General features: G+C 65.1%; 24 protein-coding genes. 17 read left to right on the plus strand and 7 right to left on the minus strand.

Annotated elements, in window-relative coordinates:
* Positions 1-14 precede the first annotated feature (14 nt).
* Together AC22G6_RS03140 and arfB are read right to left on the minus strand one after the other, a co-directional pair.
* Positions 15-191, minus strand: a complete 177-nt coding sequence (locus AC22G6_RS03140; protein WP_487365587.1) for a hypothetical protein — start codon at positions 189-191, stop codon at positions 15-17.
* A 287-nt stretch (positions 192-478) separates the two neighbouring features.
* On the minus strand, positions 479-883 hold the full coding sequence (gene arfB, locus AC22G6_RS03145) for an alternative ribosome rescue aminoacyl-tRNA hydrolase ArfB (protein ID WP_487365588.1): 405 nt from the start codon (positions 881-883) through the stop codon (positions 479-481).
* 88 nt (positions 884-971) lie between these two features.
* On the opposite strand from arfB, the gene AC22G6_RS03150 reads away from it, so the two are divergent.
* The 10 genes from AC22G6_RS03150 to AC22G6_RS03195 all read left to right on the plus strand — a co-directional run bounded on the left by AC22G6_RS03150 (position 972) and on the right by AC22G6_RS03195 (position 8583).
* Positions 972-1187, plus strand: a complete 216-nt coding sequence (locus tag AC22G6_RS03150; RefSeq protein ID WP_487365589.1) for a hypothetical protein — start codon at positions 972-974, stop codon at positions 1185-1187.
* A 174-nt stretch (positions 1188-1361) separates the two neighbouring features.
* Positions 1362-1436, plus strand: a complete 75-nt coding sequence (gene pqqA / locus AC22G6_RS03155; protein WP_108951310.1) for a pyrroloquinoline quinone precursor peptide PqqA — start codon at positions 1362-1364, stop codon at positions 1434-1436.
* Positions 1437-1541: 105 nt separating this feature from the next.
* The gene (locus AC22G6_RS03160) at positions 1542-2531 is read left to right on the plus strand and encodes an ABC transporter substrate-binding protein (RefSeq protein ID WP_487365590.1); all 990 of its coding nucleotides are present in this window, start codon (positions 1542-1544) and stop codon (positions 2529-2531) included.
* The gene (locus AC22G6_RS03165; protein WP_487365591.1) at positions 2528-3358 is read left to right on the plus strand and encodes an ABC transporter permease; all 831 of its coding nucleotides are present in this window, start codon (positions 2528-2530) and stop codon (positions 3356-3358) included. The genes AC22G6_RS03160 and AC22G6_RS03165 overlap by 4 nt, the downstream gene beginning before the upstream one ends.
* A gap of 3 nt (positions 3359-3361) precedes the next feature.
* A complete protein-coding gene (locus tag AC22G6_RS03170) occupies positions 3362-4198 on the plus strand; it encodes an ABC transporter ATP-binding protein (RefSeq protein ID WP_487365592.1) in 837 nt (278 codons plus the stop codon).
* Positions 4191-4958, plus strand: coding sequence for an ABC transporter ATP-binding protein (locus AC22G6_RS03175; RefSeq protein ID WP_487365593.1), 768 nt, complete (start codon positions 4191-4193; stop codon positions 4956-4958). The genes AC22G6_RS03170 and AC22G6_RS03175 overlap by 8 nt, the downstream gene beginning before the upstream one ends.
* A 35-nt stretch (positions 4959-4993) precedes the next feature.
* Entirely contained in the window at positions 4994-5980 is a 987-nt protein-coding gene (locus AC22G6_RS03180; RefSeq protein WP_487365594.1) for a PQQ-dependent catabolism-associated beta-propeller protein, read from the plus strand.
* A 70-nt stretch (positions 5981-6050) separates the two neighbouring features.
* On the plus strand, positions 6051-7232 hold the full coding sequence (locus AC22G6_RS03185; protein WP_487365595.1) for an ABC transporter substrate-binding protein: 1182 nt from the start codon (positions 6051-6053) through the stop codon (positions 7230-7232).
* A 33-nt stretch (positions 7233-7265) separates the two neighbouring features.
* Complete coding sequence (locus AC22G6_RS03190) at positions 7266-8081, plus strand: ABC transporter permease (RefSeq protein WP_108949107.1); 816 nt, start codon at positions 7266-7268, stop codon at positions 8079-8081.
* A gap of 127 nt (positions 8082-8208) precedes the next feature.
* On the plus strand, positions 8209-8583 hold the full coding sequence (locus tag AC22G6_RS03195; protein WP_487365596.1) for a hypothetical protein: 375 nt from the start codon (positions 8209-8211) through the stop codon (positions 8581-8583).
* A gap of 9 nt (positions 8584-8592) precedes the next feature.
* On the opposite strand, the gene AC22G6_RS03200 is transcribed toward AC22G6_RS03195, so the two are convergent.
* Positions 8593-9462 (minus strand): PA4780 family RIO1-like protein kinase, encoded by an 870-nt coding sequence (locus tag AC22G6_RS03200; RefSeq protein ID WP_487365597.1) that lies wholly within the window; start codon positions 9460-9462, stop codon positions 8593-8595.
* Positions 9463-9866: 404 nt separating this feature from the next.
* Here AC22G6_RS03200 and AC22G6_RS03205 point away from each other — a divergent pair, with 404 nt between their 5' ends.
* A complete protein-coding gene (locus tag AC22G6_RS03205) occupies positions 9867-10472 on the plus strand; it encodes a hypothetical protein (RefSeq protein ID WP_487365598.1) in 606 nt (201 codons plus the stop codon).
* Positions 10473-10503: 31 nt separating this feature from the next.
* On the opposite strand, the gene AC22G6_RS03210 is transcribed toward AC22G6_RS03205, so the two are convergent.
* The 3 genes from AC22G6_RS03210 to AC22G6_RS03220 form a co-directional block, all read right to left on the minus strand.
* On the minus strand, positions 10504-11841 hold the full coding sequence (locus AC22G6_RS03210) for a mechanosensitive ion channel family protein (protein ID WP_487365599.1): 1338 nt from the start codon (positions 11839-11841) through the stop codon (positions 10504-10506).
* Positions 11842-11962: 121 nt separating this feature from the next.
* A complete protein-coding gene (locus AC22G6_RS03215; RefSeq protein ID WP_487365600.1) occupies positions 11963-12745 on the minus strand; it encodes a hypothetical protein in 783 nt (260 codons plus the stop codon).
* A gap of 144 nt (positions 12746-12889) precedes the next feature.
* On the minus strand, positions 12890-13291 hold the full coding sequence (locus tag AC22G6_RS03220) for a hypothetical protein (RefSeq protein ID WP_487365601.1): 402 nt from the start codon (positions 13289-13291) through the stop codon (positions 12890-12892).
* Between the two features lie 223 nt (positions 13292-13514).
* Here AC22G6_RS03220 and AC22G6_RS03225 point away from each other — a divergent pair, with 223 nt between their 5' ends.
* Positions 13515-13793, plus strand: a complete 279-nt coding sequence (locus AC22G6_RS03225; protein WP_487365602.1) for a hypothetical protein — start codon at positions 13515-13517, stop codon at positions 13791-13793.
* Between the two features lie 16 nt (positions 13794-13809).
* Here AC22G6_RS03225 and AC22G6_RS03230 read toward each other — a convergent pair whose 3' ends face one another.
* On the minus strand, positions 13810-14718 hold the full coding sequence (locus AC22G6_RS03230) for a LysR family transcriptional regulator (protein ID WP_487365603.1): 909 nt from the start codon (positions 14716-14718) through the stop codon (positions 13810-13812).
* 116 nt (positions 14719-14834) lie between these two features.
* Here AC22G6_RS03230 and atzF point away from each other — a divergent pair, with 116 nt between their 5' ends.
* The 5 genes from atzF (at position 14835) to AC22G6_RS03255 (ending at position 21986) form a co-directional block, all read left to right on the plus strand.
* Positions 14835-16637, plus strand: coding sequence for an allophanate hydrolase (atzF, locus tag AC22G6_RS03235; protein WP_487365604.1), 1803 nt, complete (start codon positions 14835-14837; stop codon positions 16635-16637).
* Positions 16638-16659: 22 nt separating this feature from the next.
* Complete coding sequence (locus AC22G6_RS03240; protein WP_108949098.1) at positions 16660-18270, plus strand: ABC transporter substrate-binding protein; 1611 nt, start codon at positions 16660-16662, stop codon at positions 18268-18270.
* A gap of 65 nt (positions 18271-18335) precedes the next feature.
* Positions 18336-19358 (plus strand): ABC transporter permease, encoded by a 1023-nt coding sequence (locus AC22G6_RS03245; protein ID WP_108949097.1) that lies wholly within the window; start codon positions 18336-18338, stop codon positions 19356-19358.
* A gap of 11 nt (positions 19359-19369) precedes the next feature.
* Entirely contained in the window at positions 19370-20215 is an 846-nt protein-coding gene (locus AC22G6_RS03250) for an ABC transporter permease (protein WP_108949096.1), read from the plus strand.
* Positions 20216-20225: 10 nt separating this feature from the next.
* Positions 20226-21986 (plus strand): dipeptide ABC transporter ATP-binding protein, encoded by a 1761-nt coding sequence (locus AC22G6_RS03255; protein ID WP_487365605.1) that lies wholly within the window; start codon positions 20226-20228, stop codon positions 21984-21986.
* The last annotated feature ends 6 nt before the right edge of the window (positions 21987-21992 follow it).

Raw genomic sequence — 21992 nt, forward strand, 5'->3', positions numbered from 1 at the left:
GACCGCTTCAGGCCTCAGGCAAGCGGCGGGGTGTTGCTGTCTGCTGCTTCCGCTTCAGGCTCGGCGTCGGCATTGTCGTCGCTGCCGCCTGCCGCCTTTGCGGCGAGTTTCTGGATGCGTTTTTCTTCCTGCTTGCGCTTCTTTGCCAGGTCTCGCTGGCGTTTCTCGAACTGGTAATTTGGCTTGGCCAAGTGGCCTCCTCTGATTGCCCCGTAGGGCAGAATCGAACGCGGGTGAAGGAAGGAGAAACGGTTACTTGATGCTTCCGTTTCCGAGGGGAGCAGCACAAGATTAATGGGCGCCGCCGGATGACGCCAGTCGGAGGCTTGTCCTCCACGAGGGCACCGTTGTGGGCGATGCCTTTGGCGGTCATGTGCTCGCGCCTTGCGCGGAGAGGCATGATGCGCTGATTCGGTGGTCAGGCAGAGCCTTGCCCGCTCGTGCAGCCCCGCCATTATGACAGGGTTGCCGACGGATGCTACTCGCCGACCCTTCCTCGTCCGGCCTTGACCGCGGCACGCCGGGTCTTGCCTTCAAGCCGGCGCGTAACCGAGCCCCGGGTGGGGCGTGTTGGTCGGCGCGTCTTTTGCACCGTGGCCGCGCACTCGATGAGTTCTTCCAGTCGGCGGATTGCCTCGGCGCGATTCTTTTCCAGGCTGCGAAAGGCCTGTGCCTTGATGATGATCACGCCGTCCTTGCTGATGCGCTGGTCGCCGAGGCGCAGCAGGCGCTCGCGGATGGCCTCGGGCAGCGACGACGCGGCGATGTCGAAGCGCAGGTGCACCGCGTTCGACACCTTGTTGACGTTCTGCCCACCCGAGCCTTGGGCGCGGATGGCGGTAATGTCGACTTCTTCCGGCAGGATGGTGAAATGGATGCGCATGCGGGCGGCCGGTGCAGGAGTTGGGTGTTATTGTGACCCATGTGCTGGCGTCCTGCCATGCGCACCTTTTCACCTTATCGAGCACCCCATGCAATGCTTTGAGTACCAGATCCGCAGCGACATCCATCAGATCGCCGAAGACGTCGCCCGCGCCCACGGCAGCCGCGAAAAAGACCGCCTGTGCGCCTATACGGAGGTCGTGCTGGCGGAGTTGAACAAGCTCGGCGCCCAGGGCTGGGAGCTGATGCAGGCGCCGGACAGCAATACCAACCGCAACTGGATCTTCAAGCGCGCGGTGGGTTGAGGCGAAACGAAGCGATCAAACGACTCTGACCCCTTTGATCCTTGATCTCATGAAAATCATGAGGCGATTTCGGTCGGAATCCTGATGCGGCGGATGCGACGCCGAAGGCACACTGGGGCTGTGAGCGGTCATCCAGAACGCCATGTCGCTTTACCGACCAACAGGAGACACGTCATGAAATGGGAAACCCCTGCAGCCTGCGATTTTCGATTTGGGTTTGAAATCACGATGTACATCGCCACCCGTTAAGGTGATCGGGCGGGGTGGCGCGTACAGCGTCGGCCCCGCAAGAACTGGTTGCCGCGTTGCTTCCTGCCCACGGGAATACAGCGAACAAGAACGGGGGAGAGCGCCATGATGTCGTTTCTGAGAGCCGGCCTGGCGCTCTTCGCGCTGCTATGCCTTACGGCGGTGCCGGTTCGTGCTGCCGAACTGCCGGTGCTGCGGGTTGGCGTGTTGCAGTTCGGCACGGTCAGCTGGGAACTGGCGGTGATGCAGAAAGGCGGGTTTGCCGAGCGCGAGGGTGTGCGGATCGAGGTCGTGCCTTTGGCGCTGAAGGATGCAGCCAATATCGCCATGCTCGGCAGTGCGGTCGATGTCGTGGTCAATGACTGGATCTGGGTTGCACGTCAGCGTGCCGAGGGGCAGGACTTCACCTTCGTGCCGTATTCGCTGGCGGTGGGCGGGGTGATGGTGCGTCCCGACGCCGGGGTGAAAGCGTTCGCCGACCTGAAGGGCAAGCGTCTGGGCGTGGCCGGCGGGCCACTCGACAAGAGCTGGCTGCTGCTGCGCGCCTATGCCCGCCGGACCGTGGGTGCGGACGCTGCCGGTTGGCTGGAGCCGGCTTTCGTTGCACCGCCGCTGCTCAATGAATTGATGCTGCGCGGCGAGCTTCCCGCGGCGATGAACTTCTGGCACTACGGTGCGCGCCTGCAGGCTGCGGGCATGGTGCCGCTGCTGAGCATGGACGAAATCGTGCGCACCCTCGACGTGGATACCGCATTGCCGCTGGTGGGCTGGGTTTTTCGCGAGAAGTGGGCGGCGCAGCATCCGCAGGCGATACGCAGCTTTTTGCGCGCCTCGGCCGCGACCAAGCAGCACATGCTTGAATCGGACGCGGTGTGGGATGAACTGCGGCCGATGATGAAGGTCGCGGACGATGCCACCTTCGTGGCGCTGCGCGAGGGTTACCGCGCGGGCATTCCCGCTGCGAGCATGGGTGAGTCCGAGCAGGTGGCACGCAAGGTGTTCGCCATCCTCGCTGCCGAGGGCGGGCAGGCCTTGGTCGGCAAGGCCACATCGCTTGCCAGCGGTACCTTCTGGGCCGGGGGCCTGGAACGGTGATCGAGCGGGTTCAGGGCGCCGGCCACGACACTGCGGCACAGCATCTGGCTGCGGCATCCGCGCCACTTTCCTGGCGCTCTCGCCATGGCGGCGACGCGGGCGTTCGCCTTGCTTCGCTGCTCGTGTTCGTGCTGTTGTGGCATGTGCTGGCGTCCGTGCTGCAGAGCAACGCGCTGCCAGCGCCGCTGATGGTGTTCGGTCGTGTGGTCGACGAAACCCTGTCGCTGGTGATGCCGTATCACCTCGGCATCACCCTGTCGCGGGTGGTGATCGCGTTTGCCGCCGCGATGGTGATCGGCACCGTGATCGGCATCGCGATGGGGCGCTGGCGCACGCTCGATCTCTTCCTCGACGGATGGCTGGTGCTCGGGCTCAACGTGCCGGCGCTGGTCACGATCATCCTGTGTTACGTGTGGTTCGGCCTCAACGACACCGCCGCGATTGTCGCGGTGGCGATCAACAAGATTCCCACCGTGATCGTTACCGTGCGCGAGGGCGCACGTGCGGTCGATCCGCGTCTGATGCAGGTTGCCAGCGCCTATCGCCTGCCGCGCTGGCGCACGCTGTCGCGCGTGTATCTGCCGCAGCTCTACCCCTATCTGATGGCGGCCGCGCGCACCGGGCTGTCGCTGATTTGGAAGATCGTGCTGGTGGTGGAGCTGCTCGGGCGCAGCAACGGCATCGGCTTCCAGCTCAATGTCTTCTTCCAGTTCTTCGACATCGCCGGCATCCTGGCCTACACGCTGGTGTTCGCCGCCATCGTGCTGGTGGTCGAGGCCTTTGCGCTACGCCCGCTCGAGCGCCGGCTGACGCGGTGGAGGGGCTGAGCGATGCTGGATATCGAGATTGTGCGCAAGTGTTATCCGGATCGGGGCGGGCGCTCGCACATTGCGCTGGCTGATTTGCGGCTGCAGGTACAGCCGGGCGAATTTGTCTGTGTGGTCGGCCCCTCGGGCTGCGGCAAGAGCACCCTGCTCAACGTCGTCGGCGGGCTCGATCACGATGTGAGCGGGCGCGTCACCCTGGATGGCAGTCCCTTGCAGGACGGGATCGGCTTCATGTTCCAGGAGCCGCGTCTGATGCCGTGGCTGACCGTGATCGAGAACGTGCTGCTGGTGGCGGGCGATGATCCGACTGCACCGGCGCGGGCGCGCGACTTGCTGCAGGCGATGGAACTGGGCGACGTGCTTGACGCCTATCCGGGCCGGCTCTCCGGCGGCATGCAGCGCCGGGTGGCGCTGGCGCGGGCCTTCGTGATCGAGCCCCGGGTGCTGCTGATGGACGAGCCCTTCGTGTCGCTCGACGCGCCCACCGCCGACCGCCTGCGCGCGATGCTGGTCAGTTTGTGGCAGCGCTGCAATACCTCCGTGCTGTTCGTCACCCACGACCTGCGCGAGGCGCTGGCGCTGGGCGATCGCGTGTGTTTCATGTCCGGTGCGCCGGGCAGGGTGATGCTGGAGTGGCGGGAAGGGTTGAGCGGTCCGCGCTTGCCCAACGATGCCGCGGTGCTCGCACTGCAGCGCGAACTGCTCGACCGCCATCCGGCCTTGCTGGCCGGTTTGCTTGATAACGATGGGGCCGAAGGCCGCGGACTCGACCACAGCGGAAATGCGGGTCAGGGAAGGGCGCAGGGCAGAAACAACATTGAGGTGCGCACGGATGCATGAGGACGTGGTGGTCGCGCAGTGGTCGCTGCAGGTCGAGGAGGTGCGCAAATCCTACGGCGCGCGCGAGGCGCTCAAGGGCGTCAGCCTGACGGTGAGGCCGGGCGAGTTCGTTGCGCTGCTGGGGCCGAACGGTGCGGGCAAGAGCACCCTGTTCCAGCTGCTTACCGGCCTGTTCAATGCCGACGGCGGCGTGGTGCGGGTGTGCGGTCACGACATGCAGCGCGAACCGGTGCGAGCGCTGGGCCGTATCGGCGTGGTGTTTCAGCAGATGACGCTCGACCTCGACCTGAGCGTGGAGGCCAACCTGATGTTTCACGCTCGCCTGCATGGCATCGCCGGGCGCGAATCGAAGACACGGATTGCGGATGCGCTGCAACGGCTGGGGCTGTCCGAACGCGCCCACGACCGGGTACGCGAGCTCTCCGGCGGCAACCGGCGCAAGGTCGAACTGGCGCGGGCGCTGGTGCACAAACCCTCGGTCTTGCTGATGGACGAGGCCACGGTGGGGCTCGACCCTGCCTCGCGTCGACAGCTGCTGGACGAGGTGCTGGCGCTGCGCGAGGGCGGCGTGGGTATTTTGTGGGCCTCGCATCTGGTTGATGAGGCTGAGGAGGCCGATCGCGTGATCGTGCTGCACCGTGGAAAGATCCTCGCCGAAGGAACGCCGCAGTCGCTGGTGGCCGCTTCCGGTGTGGCGTCGCTTGCCGAGGCTTTCATGACAATGACGGAGGGTGGCGAACCCTCGTCAGGATCGCTGTAGTCGTCAAAATAAATAGCCAACAGGAGATTGTCCTCATGCGTCTGAAATCCCTCAGCATGGCACTCGCCGCCAGTGCGCTGCTACTTCTGCCGATGAGCGCCGTGCATGCAAAGGGCACCGGCCAGATTTTCGTCAGCAGCGAGAACGACAATGCGGTGACCGTGCTCGACGGCAAGACCTACGCGGTGGTGAAGACCATCCCCACCGGCGAGCGACCGCGCGACATGAGGCTCAGCACTGACGGCCAGAAACTGTTCGTGATCGCGAGCAATTCCGAGCGGGTGGACGTGATCGACATCGCCAGGCTGGCGGTGGAGCGTTCGATTGAGGTCGGCGAAGATCCGGAGATGTTCGCCTTCAGCCCTGACAGCAAGCGCTTCTATGTGTCGATGGAAGAAGATGCCAAGGTGTCGGTGATCGACGTCGCGGCGGGCAAGAAAGTGGCCGAGATCGAGGTCGGCGAGGAGCCTGAGGGCGTAATGATGAGCCCTGACGGCAAGCGCCTGTATGTGACCTCGGAGGTTGCCAACATGGTGCATGTGATCGACACCGCGACCAACGAGATCGCCGCCAATATCGTGGTCGGCAACCGGCCGCGCCGCTTCGCCGCCACCCCGGACAGCAGCGAGATCTGGGTCACCAACGAACTCGGCGGCTCGGTCACCATCATTGATGGCAGGAAAAACGAGATCAAGGGCACCGTATCGTTCGCGCCCAAGGGCTTCCGCGCTGACGATGTGACCCCGGTCGGCATCGCCATGACCCGCGACGGCAAGACTGCCTATGTCACCCTGGGGCGTGCCAACCATGTCGCCGTGGTCGATGTCGCCAGCCGTGCGGTGAAGGAATACGTGCTGGTCGGGCAGCGCGCGTGGGGTGTCACCCTGAGCCGCGACCAAAGTCGGTTGTTCGTTGTGAATGGGCTGTCGGACGACATGTCGATCGTCGATACCAGGAACAACAAGGTGTTGCGTTCGGTGCCGGTCGGGCGCGTGCCCCATACCGCGGTGATTGACGACTGATCCGAACGCTGCTGGTGCGACTGCGGGGCCGCTGCTTGCCCGGCAGTCGCCACACTCCAGGGAATTTCACATGCCTTTATCGACTCTCCTTCGCCGATCGCTGACCATCGTCGCCGTGCTGTTGTTCAGCCTGCCTGCGGCCGCAGAGACCATCCGCTTCGCCTTCCTCGAGCTCGACAAGGATGCGCGTTACGACGAGAAGCGAACCTTCCATCGCAATCTGTCGCAAGCCTTTGGCAGGCCCTTTGCCGGCGCCGAGGTGGCGATGCGGGAAGCGCGGTTCGTCGGCCAGGCGCTCAAGCTCGAGTTCGCGCTCGAACGGGTGAAGGGTGCCGACGCCGCAGCATTGCTGGCGCAGGTGAGCACGCTGCAGGCTGCGGGGGTGCGCTATTTCCTGGTCGACGCGCCGGCCGAGGTCGTGGCCGAACTGGCCAGGGCCACCCGCGGCAAGGAACTGCTGCTGTTCAACGTGTCGGCCGCAGACGACGTGCTGCGTCAGGAACAGTGTCAGCCGCATCTCTTCCACACCTTGCCCAACCACGCGATGCAGACCGACGCGATGGCGCAGTATCTGGTATCGCGCAAGTGGCGTTCGGTGCTGCTGCTGGAAGGGCCGCTGGCGGCCGACAAGTTGCTGGGCGCAGCCTTCGAGACGTCGGCGAAACGCTTCGGTCTCAAGGTCGTAGACAAGCGCAGCTTCGTGCTCAGCAACGATCCGCGCCAACGTGATCAGGGCAATCCCCTGCTGCTGACGGGTGGCGCCGATCACGATGTGGTGTTCGTTGCGGACAGCGACGGCGAATTTGCGCGCAACCTGCCGTATCGAACCGTGCGTTCGCGTCCGGTCGTGGGCAGTGAGGGCCTGGTCGCCGAGGCCTGGCACTGGGCGTGGGAGCGCCACGGCGCGCCACAACTGTCCAGCCGCATGCAGAAGCAGGCCGAGCGCCAGCCGTCGAGCCCCGACTGGGCAGCGTGGATTGCGATCAAGTCGGTGATCGAGGCGGTGGTGCGCACCGACAATGCGCCTTTCGCCAAGCTGGTGAGCTACCTCGCTGGCGACGAGATCACGATCGATGGCTTCAAGGGCAACCGGCTCGGCTTTCGCCCCTGGGATCGCCAGTTGCGCCAGCCCATCCTGCTCGCCACCCACAACTCGGTGATCGAGCGTGCGCCGATCCAGGGCTTCCTGCATCAGCAGAACAATATGGACACGCTGGGCTTCGATCAGCGCGACAGCCGCTGCAAACCCTGACCCTGAACCCACCAGCCGACCCGGAACCCCGACATGAAACTGAGCCATGCGCTCCTCGCCCTGCAGGCCGTCACCAGCCGGGAGGTGGCCAAGTTTGTCCGCCAGGGTGGCCGCCTGGCCTCAGCACTGGTGCGTCCACTGCTGTGGCTGGTGGTGTTTGCCGCCGGCTTCCAGAACGTGTTCGGGGTGTCGATCATCCCGCCTTACGACACCTATATCCCTTATCAGACCTACATCGTGCCCGGTCTGCTCGGCATGGTGCTGCTGTTCAACGGCATGCAGTCCTCGCTGGCGATGGTGTACGACCGCGAGATGGGGGTGATGCGGCTGCTGCTCACCGCGCCGCTGCCGCGCGCCTACCTGCTGTTTGCCAAGTTGCTCGCGGGTACGCTGCTGTCGGTGCTGCAAGCCTACGTGTTTCTGGCGATCGCGGCGCTGTTCGACGTGGGTGTGCCGTGGTCGGGCTGGCTGTATGCGCTGCCGGTGCTGGTGTTGTCGGGGATGATGCTGGGGGCGCTCGGGCTGCTGCTGTCGGTGCATGTGAAGCAGTTGGAGAATTTTGCAGGCACGATGAATTTCGTCATCTTCCCGATGTTCTTCGTGTCGCCGGCGCTGTATCCGCTGTGGAAGCTGGAAGAATCCGGCGCCAGCGTGATCCACTTCATCGCCAGCTGGAACCCCTTCAGCCACGCGGTTGAGGCGACGCGCTTTGCGCTGTACGGGCAGTGGGCGCCGCAATCGCTGGCGATCGTCGTGGGTTGCCTAGCCGTGTTTTTCCTGCTTGCCGCATGGGGTTACGACCCGCAGCGCGGTATCGTCAAGCGCGCCGGGAAGCCGGGCGGAGCTTGACCACCTCCTCGGCAACCCGCAATCTCGCAGACCTTATCGCCAAGGGCTGCCTCGTCAGGTTGCCCGGAGGTGGTCGCAGTACCCGTTATCAAATCCAGTGGCAGCGCGAACACACGGACGTAGACGCATGATTTTCGACAACCCGCAGGGCACGCCGCCCACTGAGCGCGGCATCCGTATTGCGCTGATCTTCGCGCTCACTGCCGAACGCCTGTCGGCCTTCTATGAGCATGGGCAGTGGATGAACGAAGGGCAGGGGGCGACGCTGGCGGCGGACTGGCTGCGGCGCAGCAAGCGCACGCTGCCGCAGTCCGAGCGCAAGCAGCTCTCTGGCTTGAGCGACGACATGGCGCGGCAGATCGCCGCCACGCTGTCGCGTGAGGCGGGCCTCTTCACCGCGCATGAAATGATGGAAGCCCTCGACCCCAACTATCAGTCGGAACTGGCGCAGGCGATGATGCTGGAGTGCGAGCGCCTGCTCGATGCCAGCGAGGCGTCCTGAGCCCGTGGCTCAGTTGTCGTCGGCGCCGTCCGTGCTTTCGCCGGCCATTCTTGCCTGACGTGCGGCTTCTTCGCGGCGCGCGGCGTCGATCACCTGCATCACTTCGTCCAGATTGGCCAGGGTCTCGACGTCCTTGAAGGTGCCGGTGAGCGGGCTGTCGGGAAGCAGTTTTCCGGTTTCATACAGCGCCCAGATTTCATCGGCGTAGCGGGTCTGGAGCAGTTCGGGGGCGAACTGGCCGAAGTAATCGGCAAGGTTGTCCACGTCGCGCGCCAGCATGCGCTTGGCGTTGTTGTTGGCCGCGGCATCGACCGCCTGTGGCAGGTCGATGATGACCGGGCCGGTGTGATCGACCAGGATGTTGTACTCGGACAGGTCGCCGTGCACGATGCCGGCGCACAGCATGCGCACCACCTGACGGATCAGGAAGGCGTGAAACGTGCGGGCGTCGTCGGCGCTGAGTTCGATGTCGTTGAGGCGCGGTGCGGGTTCGCCGTCTTCATCGGCCACCAGCTCCATCAGCAGCACGCCTTCGTGGAAGTCGTAGGGTACGGGCACACGCACACCGGCTGCGGCGAGCTGGCGCAGGGCGTCGACTTCGGCGTGTTGCCACGCTGCCTCCTGTTCCTGGCGGCCGTAGCGCGAGCCCTTGGCCATGGCGCGCGCCTGGCGGCTGTTCTTCACCTTGCGGCCTTCGGTGTAGTCGACTGCCTTGTGGAAGCCACGCTTGTTGGCCTCCTTGTACACTTTGGCGCAGCGTACTTCGTCGCCGCACTGGACGACGTAGACCATCGCCTCCTTGCCGCTCATGAGCTGACGCAGCACGCTGTCGACGAGGCCGTCTTCGACCAGTGGGGCGATTCTGTGCGGTGTTTTCATGCTGCCTGCGGGGTCCTGTGCAGTTTGGCGTGGCCGAGCGCGGCGTCCTTGCCTGCGGTGAAGTGTTCTGACGACATTGGGTTCTGTCCTGCTGCGGGCCGGTATGGAGTGCCCGCCATCGTCGCCGGCGCGGTCGACAGTGCGGAAAGTGTGGGGTGACGGTGGCGAGGCCTGATGGCGCGCGTGAGCAGATGGACGGCTTCACGGCGTGCCCGGCGAACGGCTGGCCTGGCTTTGCAAGGCGAGGGCGTGGTGTCGGGCTTCGTCGCTACCGCGCGGATGATACCTTGTCCCGCCGGCTGCCGTGGCGGCTGCGTGGTAACAGTCTTGCCTGAGATGAGTTGTGCAAGGCTTCCTGATCGCCGGAGTTGCCCAATATGCGTGGCACACAGGACAATAGCGGGATGGAAACCTATTTTATCTTCATGCTCGCGGCCGTTGGCGTTCTGGTGCTCAAGTCCCGGGACCAGCGTCGCCGCATCACCCTGCTGGGCAGCCACCTGAGCAACTACCAGATCGAAAAACTCATGGAGACGCTGGCCGAGGGCTATGACCGCGCCCTTGGCGAGCAGGACCCGAACCGTCAGGATCAGGTTCTCGCGCTGATGCAGTCGCACGAGACCGCACTCGCCAGTCAGTTTCGCCGTCTTGCTGCGGACATCGCGCGGGTCGACTCCGCGCAGGTGCTCATCAGCACGCTGCCGCTTGCTCTGCCCCACGCCGACCGCCTGTTTCCGTCCTCGACCTTCGCGTTGGGCAAGGCCTTCGACATCCATGCCCGCGGCTTCGAACGCGCAGTGGAAAACGAAGCGGGCCGCTCGCCGCGCGAACGCGCCTTTCTGCTGTCGGCAGAAATGTACCTGATGCAGCACACCTGCCACTGGTTCTGCAAATCGCGGACGATTGCTTCTGCCCGCCTGCTGGCGCGCCACAAGACCAGTCACGAACAGGTGCTGGAAGCGGTGTCGCCCGAGACGCGGCGCGCCTACCGCGAGCTCACCGGCATCTGATCCACATCGCCCCGGCCGGCGCTGCGCGCGCTCACGCGGGGCGCTCCTGTGCAGCGGCCAGTTCCGGTGCGGCTACGGTGTGAAGGTGCACATCCCGTTGCGGGAAGGGGATGGAGATGCCTGCGGCCGTGAACAGCTTCCAGATCGCGAGGTTGATGTCGGTGCGCACGTTGCCGATGCCGTTCTCCGGATCGCTGATCCACACCCGTAGTTCGAGCTGGATGCCGCTGTCGGCAAAGTCGAGCATGCGCGCGGCGGGCTCCGGCAAGGGCAGCACCCGCGGCGAGGCCTTGGCCGCCTCGAGCAGCAGGGCCATGGCCTGCTCGGGGTCGTCGCTGTAACTGATCTGCACCGGCAGCCGCACACGGGTGTTGGTGTCCGAGTAGCTCCAGTTCACCACTTCGGACGTGATCAGGTTCTCGTTCGGGATCAGTCGCTCGACGCCGTCACGGTCGCGTACCACCACGTAACGCGCGCGCAACTCCTGCACCCAGCCGAACTTTGCATCGTTGCCGCCGACCGAAATCACGTCGCCGGGCTTGATCGAGCGGTCGAGCACGAGAATGAAGCCGCTGATGAAGTTGCTGGTGATGCGCTGCAGGCCGAAACCGATGCCCACGCCGAGCGCTCCGCCGAACACCGTGAGCGTGGTGAGGTCGATGCCCACCGCGTCGATGGCGAGCAGAAAGGCCAGCGCGATCAGGAACACCTTGCTGAACTTGCCGAAGGCGACCTGCAGCGAGGGCGTCATGTGGGTGGATGCACGCATGCGCCGCTCGATCACCCCGGACACCCAGAACGCGAGGGTCAGCAGCAGGGCGACGAGTGCGACGAGCTTGACCGTGGCCAGCAGCGAGATGCGCGAGGCGCCGATATTGAAGGCGAGCTCGTCCATCGTGGCTTCGACGGCAGGCAGCCAGCCCACGAGATGCAGTGCCACCATGGCCCAGATGCTGCCGGAGATGAGGTTCTCCCACGTCTTCAGCGCCGGGGTCACCGGGAAACCCTTGCGCAGGACGTACACCAGCAGGCGGATGGCGACCAGCGACAGCAGCAGGGGCACGGCGACATCGAGCAGGCCGACAGGCAGTTGTGCCGAACGCAGGGCGCCGCGGCCGACCAGCACGCCGAGCAGCATCGTTGCCGGCAGCAGGATGCGTTGGGCAGTGCGCAGGGTCAGATGGCGCAGGCCTTTGCTGGATGCGGCCTCAAGCCCGGCGCGCAAGGACTCGCGCATCGTGCGGTGAATCACCCAGGCGATGAGGCCTGCGAGCGCAAGCACGCCGAGTTCGTAAAACAGTTCCACGGTCGCCAGTTCCGTCAGCAAATCGGGCAGGCGCTGCAAATACGACTGAATGTCCGGACTCATGGGGTCTCCCGTGTTCTTCTTGTCGTTGAGGACGCATTTTAACGCGCCCCGGTGACGACCACCGGACTCACGGTGAATGGAGACGAGTGAGTGGCTGCGCGACCGCCCTGGCGCTGGGTCGCTATCTGCCCTGTGTCTTTCGCATCATGTGTGCAGGCAGCAGCCCGCGCTCACCGTTTTCGAGCGTGACGTTATAGGCAAGCTCCGGGCCTTTGGCGCCACTCACGCGGCTGATGCGGGTGACCTTGCCACGAACCCAGGCGGCGCCGTAGCGGGCATATACGGTTTCGCCGACGGTGAAGCCTGCCGTTGTCGCAGCAGGCGTTGGCGGCGCGGACTGTGCCGGACGCTGAACGCCGCTGCTGCGTGGAGCCGCCGGGCCCGCAGAGGCGGCCGATGCGGGGCACAGCACCTCCCACTGCTGTGAGATGCCGAGTCCGCCGCTGGCGTTGTCACGCCCGACGATCTGCCCCGAGGCATCCCTCCAGCGCGTGCGTCCGCCACCGATGTCGGAGTTGTCCCAGCGTCCGGCCAGGGTGTAGGTGTTGCCATCGACCGCCGTGATGCGGCCCTTGATACAGTTGGCCGTGGCGCGCCAGGTCTTCTTCGCCTCCGGGGTGGCAAGCTGGCTGCGCACGCAGTCGCGGTCGCCGGGGCTCCAGTTGGCGCACCAGCCCTCGATCGCAGCCCGCGTGGCACGCGCCTCGGCAACGGCGTTCTCGGTGCCTGCGCCGGTCTTGGAAAACACGGTCGGGGACCAGTGCTTGCTGCCGAGGGAGAGCCATTCCTCCTGTCCCGCCGCTGCGGCCGGCAGGGCGAATGCTGTGGCGGCCGCGGCCAACAGCCCGGTCAGCGCGCGCCAGCAGGAAGCGAAGCGCGCAATGCAGTGCGATTCCGTGATCATGGTAACGACCTCCCCCATGCCGTGTGATCTCAACATAGGCGATGGAGGGGTTTTTTCAATCCTGAGCGTGTTGTCCGGCATGCATGCGCCAAAGCCGGGACAGGGGGCGTACGCGCAGGCTCGCGGTGATCGGCTGTCGCCTGACTAGGCGCGCAGCAGCAACACCAGGCAGAGCACCACCGCTGCGGAGGTCACAAGCGTGGAAACGGACAGCCATAGCAGGCGAACACGGTTGGCCTCGACCCGTTTCACCAGCTCGGTATTCTGTTCGGCGAGCGCATTGATCAGCTCGGACGAAGCCAGCATCTGGGCGTGCAGATCCTGCGAGGTGTTCTCGAGCGCAAGCAGCCTTGCCTGCAGCTTCGTCGAGGCATCAGCTTCGGCGGGCACCGTTTCCGCGCTCTCATCCGTTGCGGCGGTGTCGGGTTGCGTCTTCCTGCCGACCGTCTTCCAGAGCTTTTTCGCACCGTCGGCGACTACCGGTGCGGTGGCGATGACATCCGCCCAGGGAACGGTCTTCAACAAGGTGATCCAGCCTATGGCCATGGCGACTTCCTCCCGGAGCAAGGCCCCGATTATGCATGCAAGGTCCGACCGTCAAACTGGCCAGTCGTTGCGTAAGGTGTTCAGGGGGCTCCCCCGTACCAAGGGGAAGCGCGGAGCGTGGCGGTTTCACGCGGAGGCGCGGAGGTTGCGGAGGAAGGCATAATGGGCGGGTGCTCCGTGCCTCCGTGTGAGGCGCGCTTTGTCTATTACAGGAAACATTGCAGTGGCTAAAGCTTCCATCGTGTCCGTGGTCATTACATTGGCAGTCGTAGCGTTGGCGTTCTGGCTCAACCCGACGCCCGAGCAGCACCGGGAGCAGATTCGGCAGGCGATTGCGGAGCGCAGCCCCGTCGCGGGTCTGCTCGGACTGGGGGCTTTTGCGGCCTTCGTGTCGCACTATCATCCGCTGGGAGTGGCGTCCTATACGATGGTGAATCAGCGCCTGGTTTCCATTGGCGCGTTTGGCGTGGTTTTCGTCCTTGAGGCCATGCCGGCGCAATGAAATTCTTGCGGATTCGCTAGTCCGTCTCGAAGCGGTGGGTGAGTGTTTCCAGCACCTGGCTGGCGAAGCGCGACACCGCAACCGGCAGGATGCGACCCCGCAACTGACCGAAATAGAGCACGCCGGGCGGGACGTCGCGTACGTCGAGCGGCCTGCTGACCATGCCGCTGCCTTCGGTGTCGATCGGCAGGCCGATCGGAATCTGGAAGGCGAGAATGTCTTCTTCCAGCGCGTGACTGCGCAGAAACTCAAAACTGTCTGACTCAACCACCGGCTGCAAGGTGAGCGAACTGCGCTGCACCGCCAGTTCGAGCAGGTGGCGCACGCCGTATTGCGAGGTCGGCAGCGCCACCGGATAACGCAGGCAGTCGCGCAGGCGCAAGGTCTCGGCCTGTGCCAGCGGGTGGTTCGGGCGCATGAGCGCATGAACCGGCTGGCGGACCCGCTGCAGGACCTGAAAGTCCATGAGCCGAAGCGGCTCGAATACCAGTGCAAGATCCGCGCTGATGTCGACCAGCGCCTGCTCGGCGGCGGCACGGTCGCGGACGAGGACTTCAAAGGTAACGGCAGGGTGTGCATGCCGGTACTGGGCGATCTGGTTGGGCAGGAAGAACGGCAGCAGGGCCTGGCTGCAGGCGATCGATACATGGCCCCGACGCTCGCCGGTGAGGTCGGAGATCTGGCTCTTGACGCGCTCCATGTCGCTCAACTGGTTGCGCACATGGTGGATCAGGATCTCGCCGGCGGCGGACAGTCGCACGCCGCGGGGCAGGCGCTCGAAGATGGGCACGCCCAGTTCCTCTTCCATCGCGAGGATGCGGCGGTTCAGTGCGGTGGATGTGATCGCGAGACTGTCTGCCGCCTTGCGGATGGAGCCGCTGCGAGCAATGACGTCGATGTAGCGCAGCGGCAGAAGATGCTTCATGGCGATGCTCCGTTTTCAGTGATGCAAATTTTGCAGCACAGATGGCGAAAATTAGCAGTATGCCGCGTCAGTGATCCCTGCTCAAATCACTTCCAGACGTTTCTGGAAGACATTTCATGCTGCACACACTCCCGTTCGATATCTCCAGCCTGCACGCCGCCTATGCGCAGGGGCTTGATCCCGCTGCCGTGATGGAGGAGGCCCACCGCCGCATCGGGGCCGCAGGCGATCCGGGCATCTTCCTGCATGTGCTCGCGCCCGCTGCGCTGCAGGCCCAGCTTGCGCAGCTTGGCGCTTTTGATCCCGACAGCAAGCCGCTGTGGGGCATTCCGTTTGCCATCAAGGACAACATCGACGCCGCCGGCGAGCCCACCACCGCAGGCTGCCCAGCCTATGCCTACGAGGCCGGGGCAGACGCCTTCGTTGTCGGCGTGCTGCGTGCCGCGGGGGCAATCCTGATCGGCAAGACCAACCTGGATCAGTTCGCGACCGGACTGGTCGGTGTGCGCACCCCCTTTCCTGTACCGCTCAACGCGCTCGACCCCGCGATCGTGCCCGGCGGATCCAGTTCCGGTTCCGCGGTGGCGGTTGCACACGGCATCGTGAGTTTCTCGCTGGGCACCGACACCGCCGGGTCGGGCCGGGTGCCGGCGGCGCTGAACGGCATCGTGGGGCTCAAGCCCACGCTCGGTGCGCTTTCAGCGAGCGGTGTGGTGCCAGCCTGCCGCACCCTCGATACGATCTCGATCTTCGCGCTGACCGTTGGCGACGCCTACAAGGTGTTCGCCGCTGCGGCAGTGTTCGACCCCGCGGATTCGTACGCGCGACCGCTTGTGCTGGCCGAGAACCCCGTCGCCGCGCCGACGTTCCGCGTGGGTGTGCCGGATACCGCGAGTCGGCGCTTCTTCGGTGATGAAGTACAGGCGGCGTCCTTCGATGCCACGCTGGAATCCCTGCGTGAGCGGGGGGCGGAGATCGTTGAACTCGACTTCGGTCCGCTCTATGCCATCGCGGAAATGCTTTACGACGGCGTCTGGGTGGCGGAGCGATACACCGTGATCGAGGCGCTGTTACGCGAGCAGCCCGAGGCTGTGCTGCCGGTGACACGGGCCATCATCCAGCGCGCGGAGAAGTTCTCTGCGGCCGACGCATTCCGCGGCTTCTACCGTCTGCAGGATCTGCGTCGGGAGGCGCTTGCCGTGGCCGATGCGGTCGACCTCCTGTGCGTGCCCTCGATTCCGACCTTCTGCACCGTGGCCGAGCTCGAAGCGGATCCGGTGGGGCCCAATTCCCGCCTCGGAACCTATACCAATTTCGTGAACCTGCTCGACATGTGCGCAATCGCGGTGCCCGTTCGCACGCGTGCCGACGGCAGGCCGGGCAGTGTCACCCTGATCGCCGGCCGCGGGGAGGATGCACGCATCGCAGCCGTCGCCGGGGTGCTGCAGCAGGACTGCGCCGCGCCGCTGGGTGCGACCGGCTGGCCCCTGCCTCAGGCTGCCAGCGTTTCGCCGGCCGCCAACCGTGACGAGATTGCGCTGGCGGTGGTGGGCGCGCACATGTCGGGTCTGCCGCTCAACCACGAGCTGACCCGCCTCGGTGCCCGCTTTCTGCGCGCTACACAAACCGCCCCGAACTATCGCTTCTACAGCCTCGCCGGTGGCCCGCCGCGGCGGCCCGGGCTGGTGCGCAGCGAGGCGGGTGCTGCGATCGACCTCGAAGTCTGGGCGCTGCCGCTTTCCCGCTTCGGCGAGTTCATGCGCGGCATCCCGCAGCCGCTCGGCATCGGCACGCTCGATCTGGCAGATGGCAGCCAGGTGAAGGGATTTCTGTGCGAGCCCATGGGCACCGCGGGTGCCGAGGACATTACCCATTTCGGAGGCTGGCGCGCCTACATGGCCGCGCTGGCTTCAACCTGACTACACACCAAGGAGTTCGATCATGCAAAGACGAGATTTCATCAAGGCAGGCGTAGTCGGCGCGAGCGTGCTGCCTTTCCTGCGTCACCTGCCCGCCCACGCAGCGGCCGGCAGCGACACGCTGGTGGTGGTGACCGGTGACGGCATCAACAGCCTCGACCTGCACCGCGCCGGGACCAACCGTCCGAGTTACCAGATTACGGTCAACGTCTACGACCGCCTGGTGCGTTTCGGTGTGAAGACGCTGGAAGATGGCTCGCTGTCCTACGATTCGACCAAGATCGTGCCGGAGGTGGCAGAATCCTGGACCTACTCGAGCGACCGCAAGTCGATCACCTTCAAGCTCAGCCCCAAGGCACGCTTCTGGGATGGTTCACCGGTGACGGCGGAGGACGTCAAGTGGTCCTTCGATCGGGCAGTGAGCCTGGGTGGTTTTGCCGGTGTGCAGATGAAGGCGGGCTCGATGACCAGTCCGGAGCAGTTCGTGGTGGTCGATGCGCAGACCTTCCGCATCGACCTGCCCGCGCCTTCGAAGCTGACCTTGCCCGACCTCGCGGTGCCGGTGCCCTTCATCATCAACGCCAAGGTCGCCAGGAAACATGCGACCAAGGAAGACCCCTGGGCCACCGAGTACCTGCACAAGACGCCGGCCGGCTCCGGTCCGTTCAAGATCGCGCGCTGGGAACCGGGTCAGCAGTTCGTGTACGAGCGCAACGACGCCTGGGCCCTCGGACCCAAGCCGGCGCTGCGCCGCGTGATCGTGCGTGAGGTGCCGTCCGCGGCAACGCGTCGTGCGCTGATCGAGCGCGGCGATGCCGATCTCTACATGGATGTGCCTGCGAAGGACTCCAAGGAGCTCATGGAGGGCGGCAAGGTCAAGGTCTCCGGTGCGCCGATCGACAACTGCCTGCACGTGCTCGGACTCAGCGTGACGCACAAGCCTTTCGACGATCCGCGTGTGCGCCAGGCCGTCGCCTATGCCCTGCCGTACAAGGACATCCTTTCCGCTGCAGCCTATGGCCGCGGCAAGCCGATGTTCGGTGCCGGTGCGAAAACGCCCGCCACGACCGAGTGGCCGCAGGCCTTCCCCTACGACACCGACCTGGTCAAGGCGCGTGCGTTGCTTGCGGAGGCGGGCCTTGCGGGCGGCTTCGAAACGACGCTGTCCTTCAACCTCGGGCTGGCCGACTGGCAGGAGCCGACCGCGCTGCTGATTCAGGAGGCGCTGGGCAAGATCGGTATCAAGGTCACGCTGGACAAGATTCCGGGTGCCAACTGGCGTACCGCTGCGCTGGTGGAAAAGCGCCTGCCGATGCATCTGGAAAACTTCGGCGGCTGGCTCAACTACCCGGATTACTACTTCTTCTGGGCGTACAAGCACGGGCACCTGTTCAACTCCTCGAACTACAAGAACGAAGAGATGGAGAAGCTCGTGGATGAAACCCTGCACATGGAGGTGAGCGATCCGAAGTACGCGCCCAACATCAAGCGCATGATCGCGATTGCGTTCGCCGACGTGCCGCGCATCCCGCTGTATCAGCCCTATCTGGATGCCGCGCTGGCGAAGAACGTCGGTGGTTACGCCTCGTGGTACCACCGCCAGCTCGACTGCAGCACCATCACCAAGGCCTGAGATATCGTGAGCAGAGCTTCACTGCCCATGGCACGCGCACCCATGTCTTCGGGCGGGGTGCGCTGATGCCTACAAAACTCATCCAGATCGGGAAGCGACTGCTGCAGTCGCTGCCTTCACTGTTCGGAGTGGTGGTCATTTCCTTTGTGCTGACGCGGGCGCTGCCGGGCGATCCGGCGGCCTACTTTGCCGGCGCGATGGCCGACGCTGCATCCATTGCCCAGGTGCGCGAATCGCTGGGTCTGGACCGGAGCTGGCCGGAGCAGTTCGTTCTCTACGTCGGGCGGCTATTGCAGGGCGACCTCGGCATGTCGCTCGGCACCGGCGTGCCGGTGATGGAGGAGCTGCTGACGCGGCTGCCGGCTTCGCTGGAGCTCACTTTCTGCGGGCTGGGGCTGGCGATCGCGGTGGCGATTCCGCTCGGCGTACTGGCGGCGACCCGTCCCGGTTCGTGGATCGATCATCTGTGCCGCGTGGTGGTGACGGCGGGGGTTTCGCTCCCCACCTTCTTCACCGGCCTGTTCCTGATCTACATCTTCTACTTCCTGCTGGGCTGGGCACCGTCGCCACTGGGGCGGCTGGACATTCTGTATCTCTCGCCCGAGCGCGTGACCGGTTTCTTCCTCATCGACAGCATCATCGCCGGTGACGCCGAGACCTTCTGGGCCAGTCTGCGCCAGCTGGTGCTGCCGGCGATCACCCTGGGCGTGTTCGCGATGGCGCCCATTGCGCGCATGACGCGTGCGGCAATGCTCAATGCGCTGTCCAGCGAATACGTGCGCTCGGCACGCGCCAACGGCCTGTCGCGCTCCACCATCCTGGGCGCTTATGCCTTGCGCAACGCGGCGCTGCCGGTGCTGACGACGCTGGGCATGGTGTTCTCCTTCCTGCTCGGCGCCAACGTGCTGGTCGAGAAGGTGTTCTCGTGGCCGGGCATCGGTTCCTACGCGATCCAGGCGCTGGTGGCGTCCGATTACGCTGCGGTGCAGGGATTCGTGCTGGCAATGGCCTTGCTGTTCGTTTTCGTCAATCTGCTGATCGACGTGGTGCTGACCCTGGTCGATCCGCGCGTCGGTCTTGACGCCTGAGGGCCATTGCAATGATCCGCTTCCTGCGTCATTTCCGTTATGTGATGAGTGAGAACCCGGTGACGGCCGGGGCCTTCTTCCTGTTCTTTGCCATCGTGCTGATCGCCCTGTTCGGCCCGGCGCTGGCACCGTACGACCCGATCGCCACCAGTGCCGCCAATGCATTGCAGGCGCCGTCGTGGGCGCACCCCTTCGGCACCGACCACCTCGGTCGCGACATGCTGAGCCGTGTGATCGTGGCCACCCGGCTCGATCTCGGCATCGCCCTCGCCGCGGTGGCGCTGTCCTTCTTCGTCGGCAGTGCGCTCGGCTGTGCCGCCGGATTCTGGGGCGGATGGACCGACCGCATCGTCGGCCGCGTGACGGACACCATCATGGCTTTCCCGCTGTTCGTGCTGGCGATGGGTGTGGTTGCCGCGCTGGGCAACTCGGTGGAGAACATCATTTACGCCACAGCCATCATCAACCTGCCGTTCTACGCCCGGGTCGCGCGCTCGGAAACCAGCATTCGCCGCAACGCCGGCTTCGTGCAGGCGGCGCGCCTGTGCGGCTGCACCGATGTGCGCATTCTGGCAACGCATCTCTTTCCCAACATCCTGCCGCCGATGATGGTGCAGGTCTCGCTCAACATGGGCTGGGCGATCCTCAATGCGGCCGGCCTGTCCTTCATCGGGCTGGGCGTGCGTCCGCCCGATGCGGAGTGGGGAATCATGGTTGCAGAGGGTGCGACCTACATCGTGTCCGGCGAATGGTGGATGGCGCTCTTTCCTGGCCTGGCGCTGATGCTGGCGGTGTTCTGTTTCAACCTGCTGGGCGACGGTCTGCGCGACCTGGTCGACCCCCAGCGTCGTACCTGAGGAGCATTTCGTGTCCACTCATCCCCTGTTGTCGGTGGATCGTCTGTCGGTCGAGTTTCGCACCCGGCACGGCGTCGTCCGTGCCCTTGACGAGGTTTCGCTCACGGTCGAGAAAGGTGAAGTGCTCGGTGTGGTGGGTGAGAGCGGCTCCGGAAAATCGGTCACCGCCTATACCGTGCTCGGCCTGCTCGATGCCGCCGGCACGGCTGCCGGAGGCTCGGCGAGCTTCGACGGCATGCCGCTGACCGGTGCGTCGGAGGCCGCCTTGCGCGATCTGCGCGGACGCGAGATCTCGATGATCTTCCAGAACCCGCGCGCCGCACTCAATCCGATTCGCACCGTCGGCCGTCAGATCGAAGATGTGCTGGTGCGCCATTCGCAGGCAACCCGGCTGACCGCGCGCGACAAGGCGATCGAGATGCTCGACAAGGTGCGCATCGTCGACCCCGCCCATCGTTACCATGCCTATCCTTTCGAGCTTTCGGGCGGGATGTGCCAGCGCGTGATGATCGCGATGGCGCTGGCGTGCAATCCGCGCCTGCTGATCGCCGACGAGCCCACGACGGGGCTGGATGTGACCACGCAGAAGGCGACGATGGACCTGATCGCCGACTTGACCCGCGAGCGCAACATGGCGGTGGTGCTGATCACGCACGACCTTGGCCTGGCTGCGGCCTACTGCGACCGTATTGCCGTGATGCAGAAGGGCAAGGTCGTGGAGTCTGCGGCGGTGGCCGACCTGTTCAGACACCCCACCCACCCCTACACCCGCAAGCTGATCGCGGCGTCGCCGGGGCCGGAGACCGATCTTTCAGATCTGACCGCGGTGCCCGACGAGCTTGTCGATGGTCTCGTCGGCACTGCAGCCTCGGGTGAGGTGATGGTCTCGGCGGGTGGCAGCGAAGCGCCTGCCGTCATTGCCCATGCACCCGCGCGCAGCGACACCTTGCTCGAGGTTGTCGATCTGGTGAAGGTCTTTCCGCGCCGCGATACTGGCGGCGGCTGGCCGTGGCGCCGCGCCGATCCGGCCGAGCGCGATTTTCGTGCAGTGGATGGGATCTCCTTCAGGCTGCAGCGCGGCGAGAGCCTGGGGCTGGTAGGTGAGTCGGGCTGCGGCAAGTCGACGACGTCGAGCATCATTACCCGCCTGCTCGATCCCAGTTCGGGGGACGTGATCCTGGACGGCGAGAACATCACCGCGCACCCTGCGGCGCGCTTTGCCAGTCTGCCGCAGCGCATGAAGATCCAGATGGTGTTCCAGGATCCCACCGACAGCCTCGATCCGCGTTACTCCGCGCAGGATGCGATTGGCGAACCCCTGCGCAGGCTCAAGGGCATGCGCGACGGGCGCAAGATCGCCGCGCGGGTCACGCAGCTTGCCGACATGGTCGGCCTGCCGCGCGAGCTGCTGACGCGCTTTCCGCATCAGCTTTCGGGGGGGCAGAAAGCGCGCGTCGGCATCGCACGCGCGATCGCGGTGGATCCGCTGCTGCTGGTACTGGACGAGCCCACTTCGGCGCTCGACGTGTCGGTGCAGGCGGTCGTGCTGCAGCTGCTCGACCGCCTGAAGCGCGAGCTGGGCATGAGCTATATCTTCGTGTCGCACGACCTCAACGTGGTGCGGCTGCTGTGCGAACGGGTGATCGTGATGAACCGCGGACGCATCGTCGAAACCGGGACGGCAACAGCGGTCTTGCGCAACCCGCAGGAGGATTACACCCGCACGCTCATCAACGCGATCCCGCACTTTCAGCCCGAGACCATGGTCTGAACGCCG

This window comes from Parazoarcus sp. PS-13 R2A (assembly GCF_057621855.1).

Excerpts from the sequence above, each read along its gene's own strand:
- arfB (WP_487365588.1), bottom strand. The coding sequence starts at position 883 with ATGCGCATCCATTTCACCATCCTGCCGGAAGAAGTCGACATTACCGCC.
- AC22G6_RS03150 (WP_487365589.1), top strand. The coding sequence starts at position 972 with ATGCAATGCTTTGAGTACCAGATCCGCAGCGACATCCATCAGATCGCC.
- AC22G6_RS03160 (WP_487365590.1), top strand. The coding sequence starts at position 1,542 with ATGATGTCGTTTCTGAGAGCCGGCCTGGCGCTCTTCGCGCTGCTATGC.
- AC22G6_RS03170 (WP_487365592.1), top strand. The coding sequence starts at position 3,362 with ATGCTGGATATCGAGATTGTGCGCAAGTGTTATCCGGATCGGGGCGGG.
- AC22G6_RS03175 (WP_487365593.1), top strand. The coding sequence starts at position 4,191 with ATGCATGAGGACGTGGTGGTCGCGCAGTGGTCGCTGCAGGTCGAGGAG.
- AC22G6_RS03180 (WP_487365594.1), top strand. The coding sequence starts at position 4,994 with ATGCGTCTGAAATCCCTCAGCATGGCACTCGCCGCCAGTGCGCTGCTA.
- AC22G6_RS03185 (WP_487365595.1), top strand. The coding sequence starts at position 6,051 with ATGCCTTTATCGACTCTCCTTCGCCGATCGCTGACCATCGTCGCCGTG.
- AC22G6_RS03190 (WP_108949107.1), top strand. The coding sequence starts at position 7,266 with ATGAAACTGAGCCATGCGCTCCTCGCCCTGCAGGCCGTCACCAGCCGG.
- AC22G6_RS03195 (WP_487365596.1), top strand. The coding sequence starts at position 8,209 with ATGATTTTCGACAACCCGCAGGGCACGCCGCCCACTGAGCGCGGCATC.
- AC22G6_RS03200 (WP_487365597.1), bottom strand. The coding sequence starts at position 9,462 with ATGAAAACACCGCACAGAATCGCCCCACTGGTCGAAGACGGCCTCGTC.
- AC22G6_RS03205 (WP_487365598.1), top strand. The coding sequence starts at position 9,867 with ATGGAAACCTATTTTATCTTCATGCTCGCGGCCGTTGGCGTTCTGGTG.
- AC22G6_RS03210 (WP_487365599.1), bottom strand. The coding sequence starts at position 11,841 with ATGAGTCCGGACATTCAGTCGTATTTGCAGCGCCTGCCCGATTTGCTG.
- AC22G6_RS03215 (WP_487365600.1), bottom strand. The coding sequence starts at position 12,745 with ATGATCACGGAATCGCACTGCATTGCGCGCTTCGCTTCCTGCTGGCGC.
- AC22G6_RS03220 (WP_487365601.1), bottom strand. The coding sequence starts at position 13,291 with ATGGCCATAGGCTGGATCACCTTGTTGAAGACCGTTCCCTGGGCGGAT.
- AC22G6_RS03230 (WP_487365603.1), bottom strand. The coding sequence starts at position 14,718 with ATGAAGCATCTTCTGCCGCTGCGCTACATCGACGTCATTGCTCGCAGC.
- atzF (WP_487365604.1), top strand. The coding sequence starts at position 14,835 with ATGCTGCACACACTCCCGTTCGATATCTCCAGCCTGCACGCCGCCTAT.
- AC22G6_RS03240 (WP_108949098.1), top strand. The coding sequence starts at position 16,660 with ATGCAAAGACGAGATTTCATCAAGGCAGGCGTAGTCGGCGCGAGCGTG.
- AC22G6_RS03245 (WP_108949097.1), top strand. The coding sequence starts at position 18,336 with ATGCCTACAAAACTCATCCAGATCGGGAAGCGACTGCTGCAGTCGCTG.
- AC22G6_RS03250 (WP_108949096.1), top strand. The coding sequence starts at position 19,370 with ATGATCCGCTTCCTGCGTCATTTCCGTTATGTGATGAGTGAGAACCCG.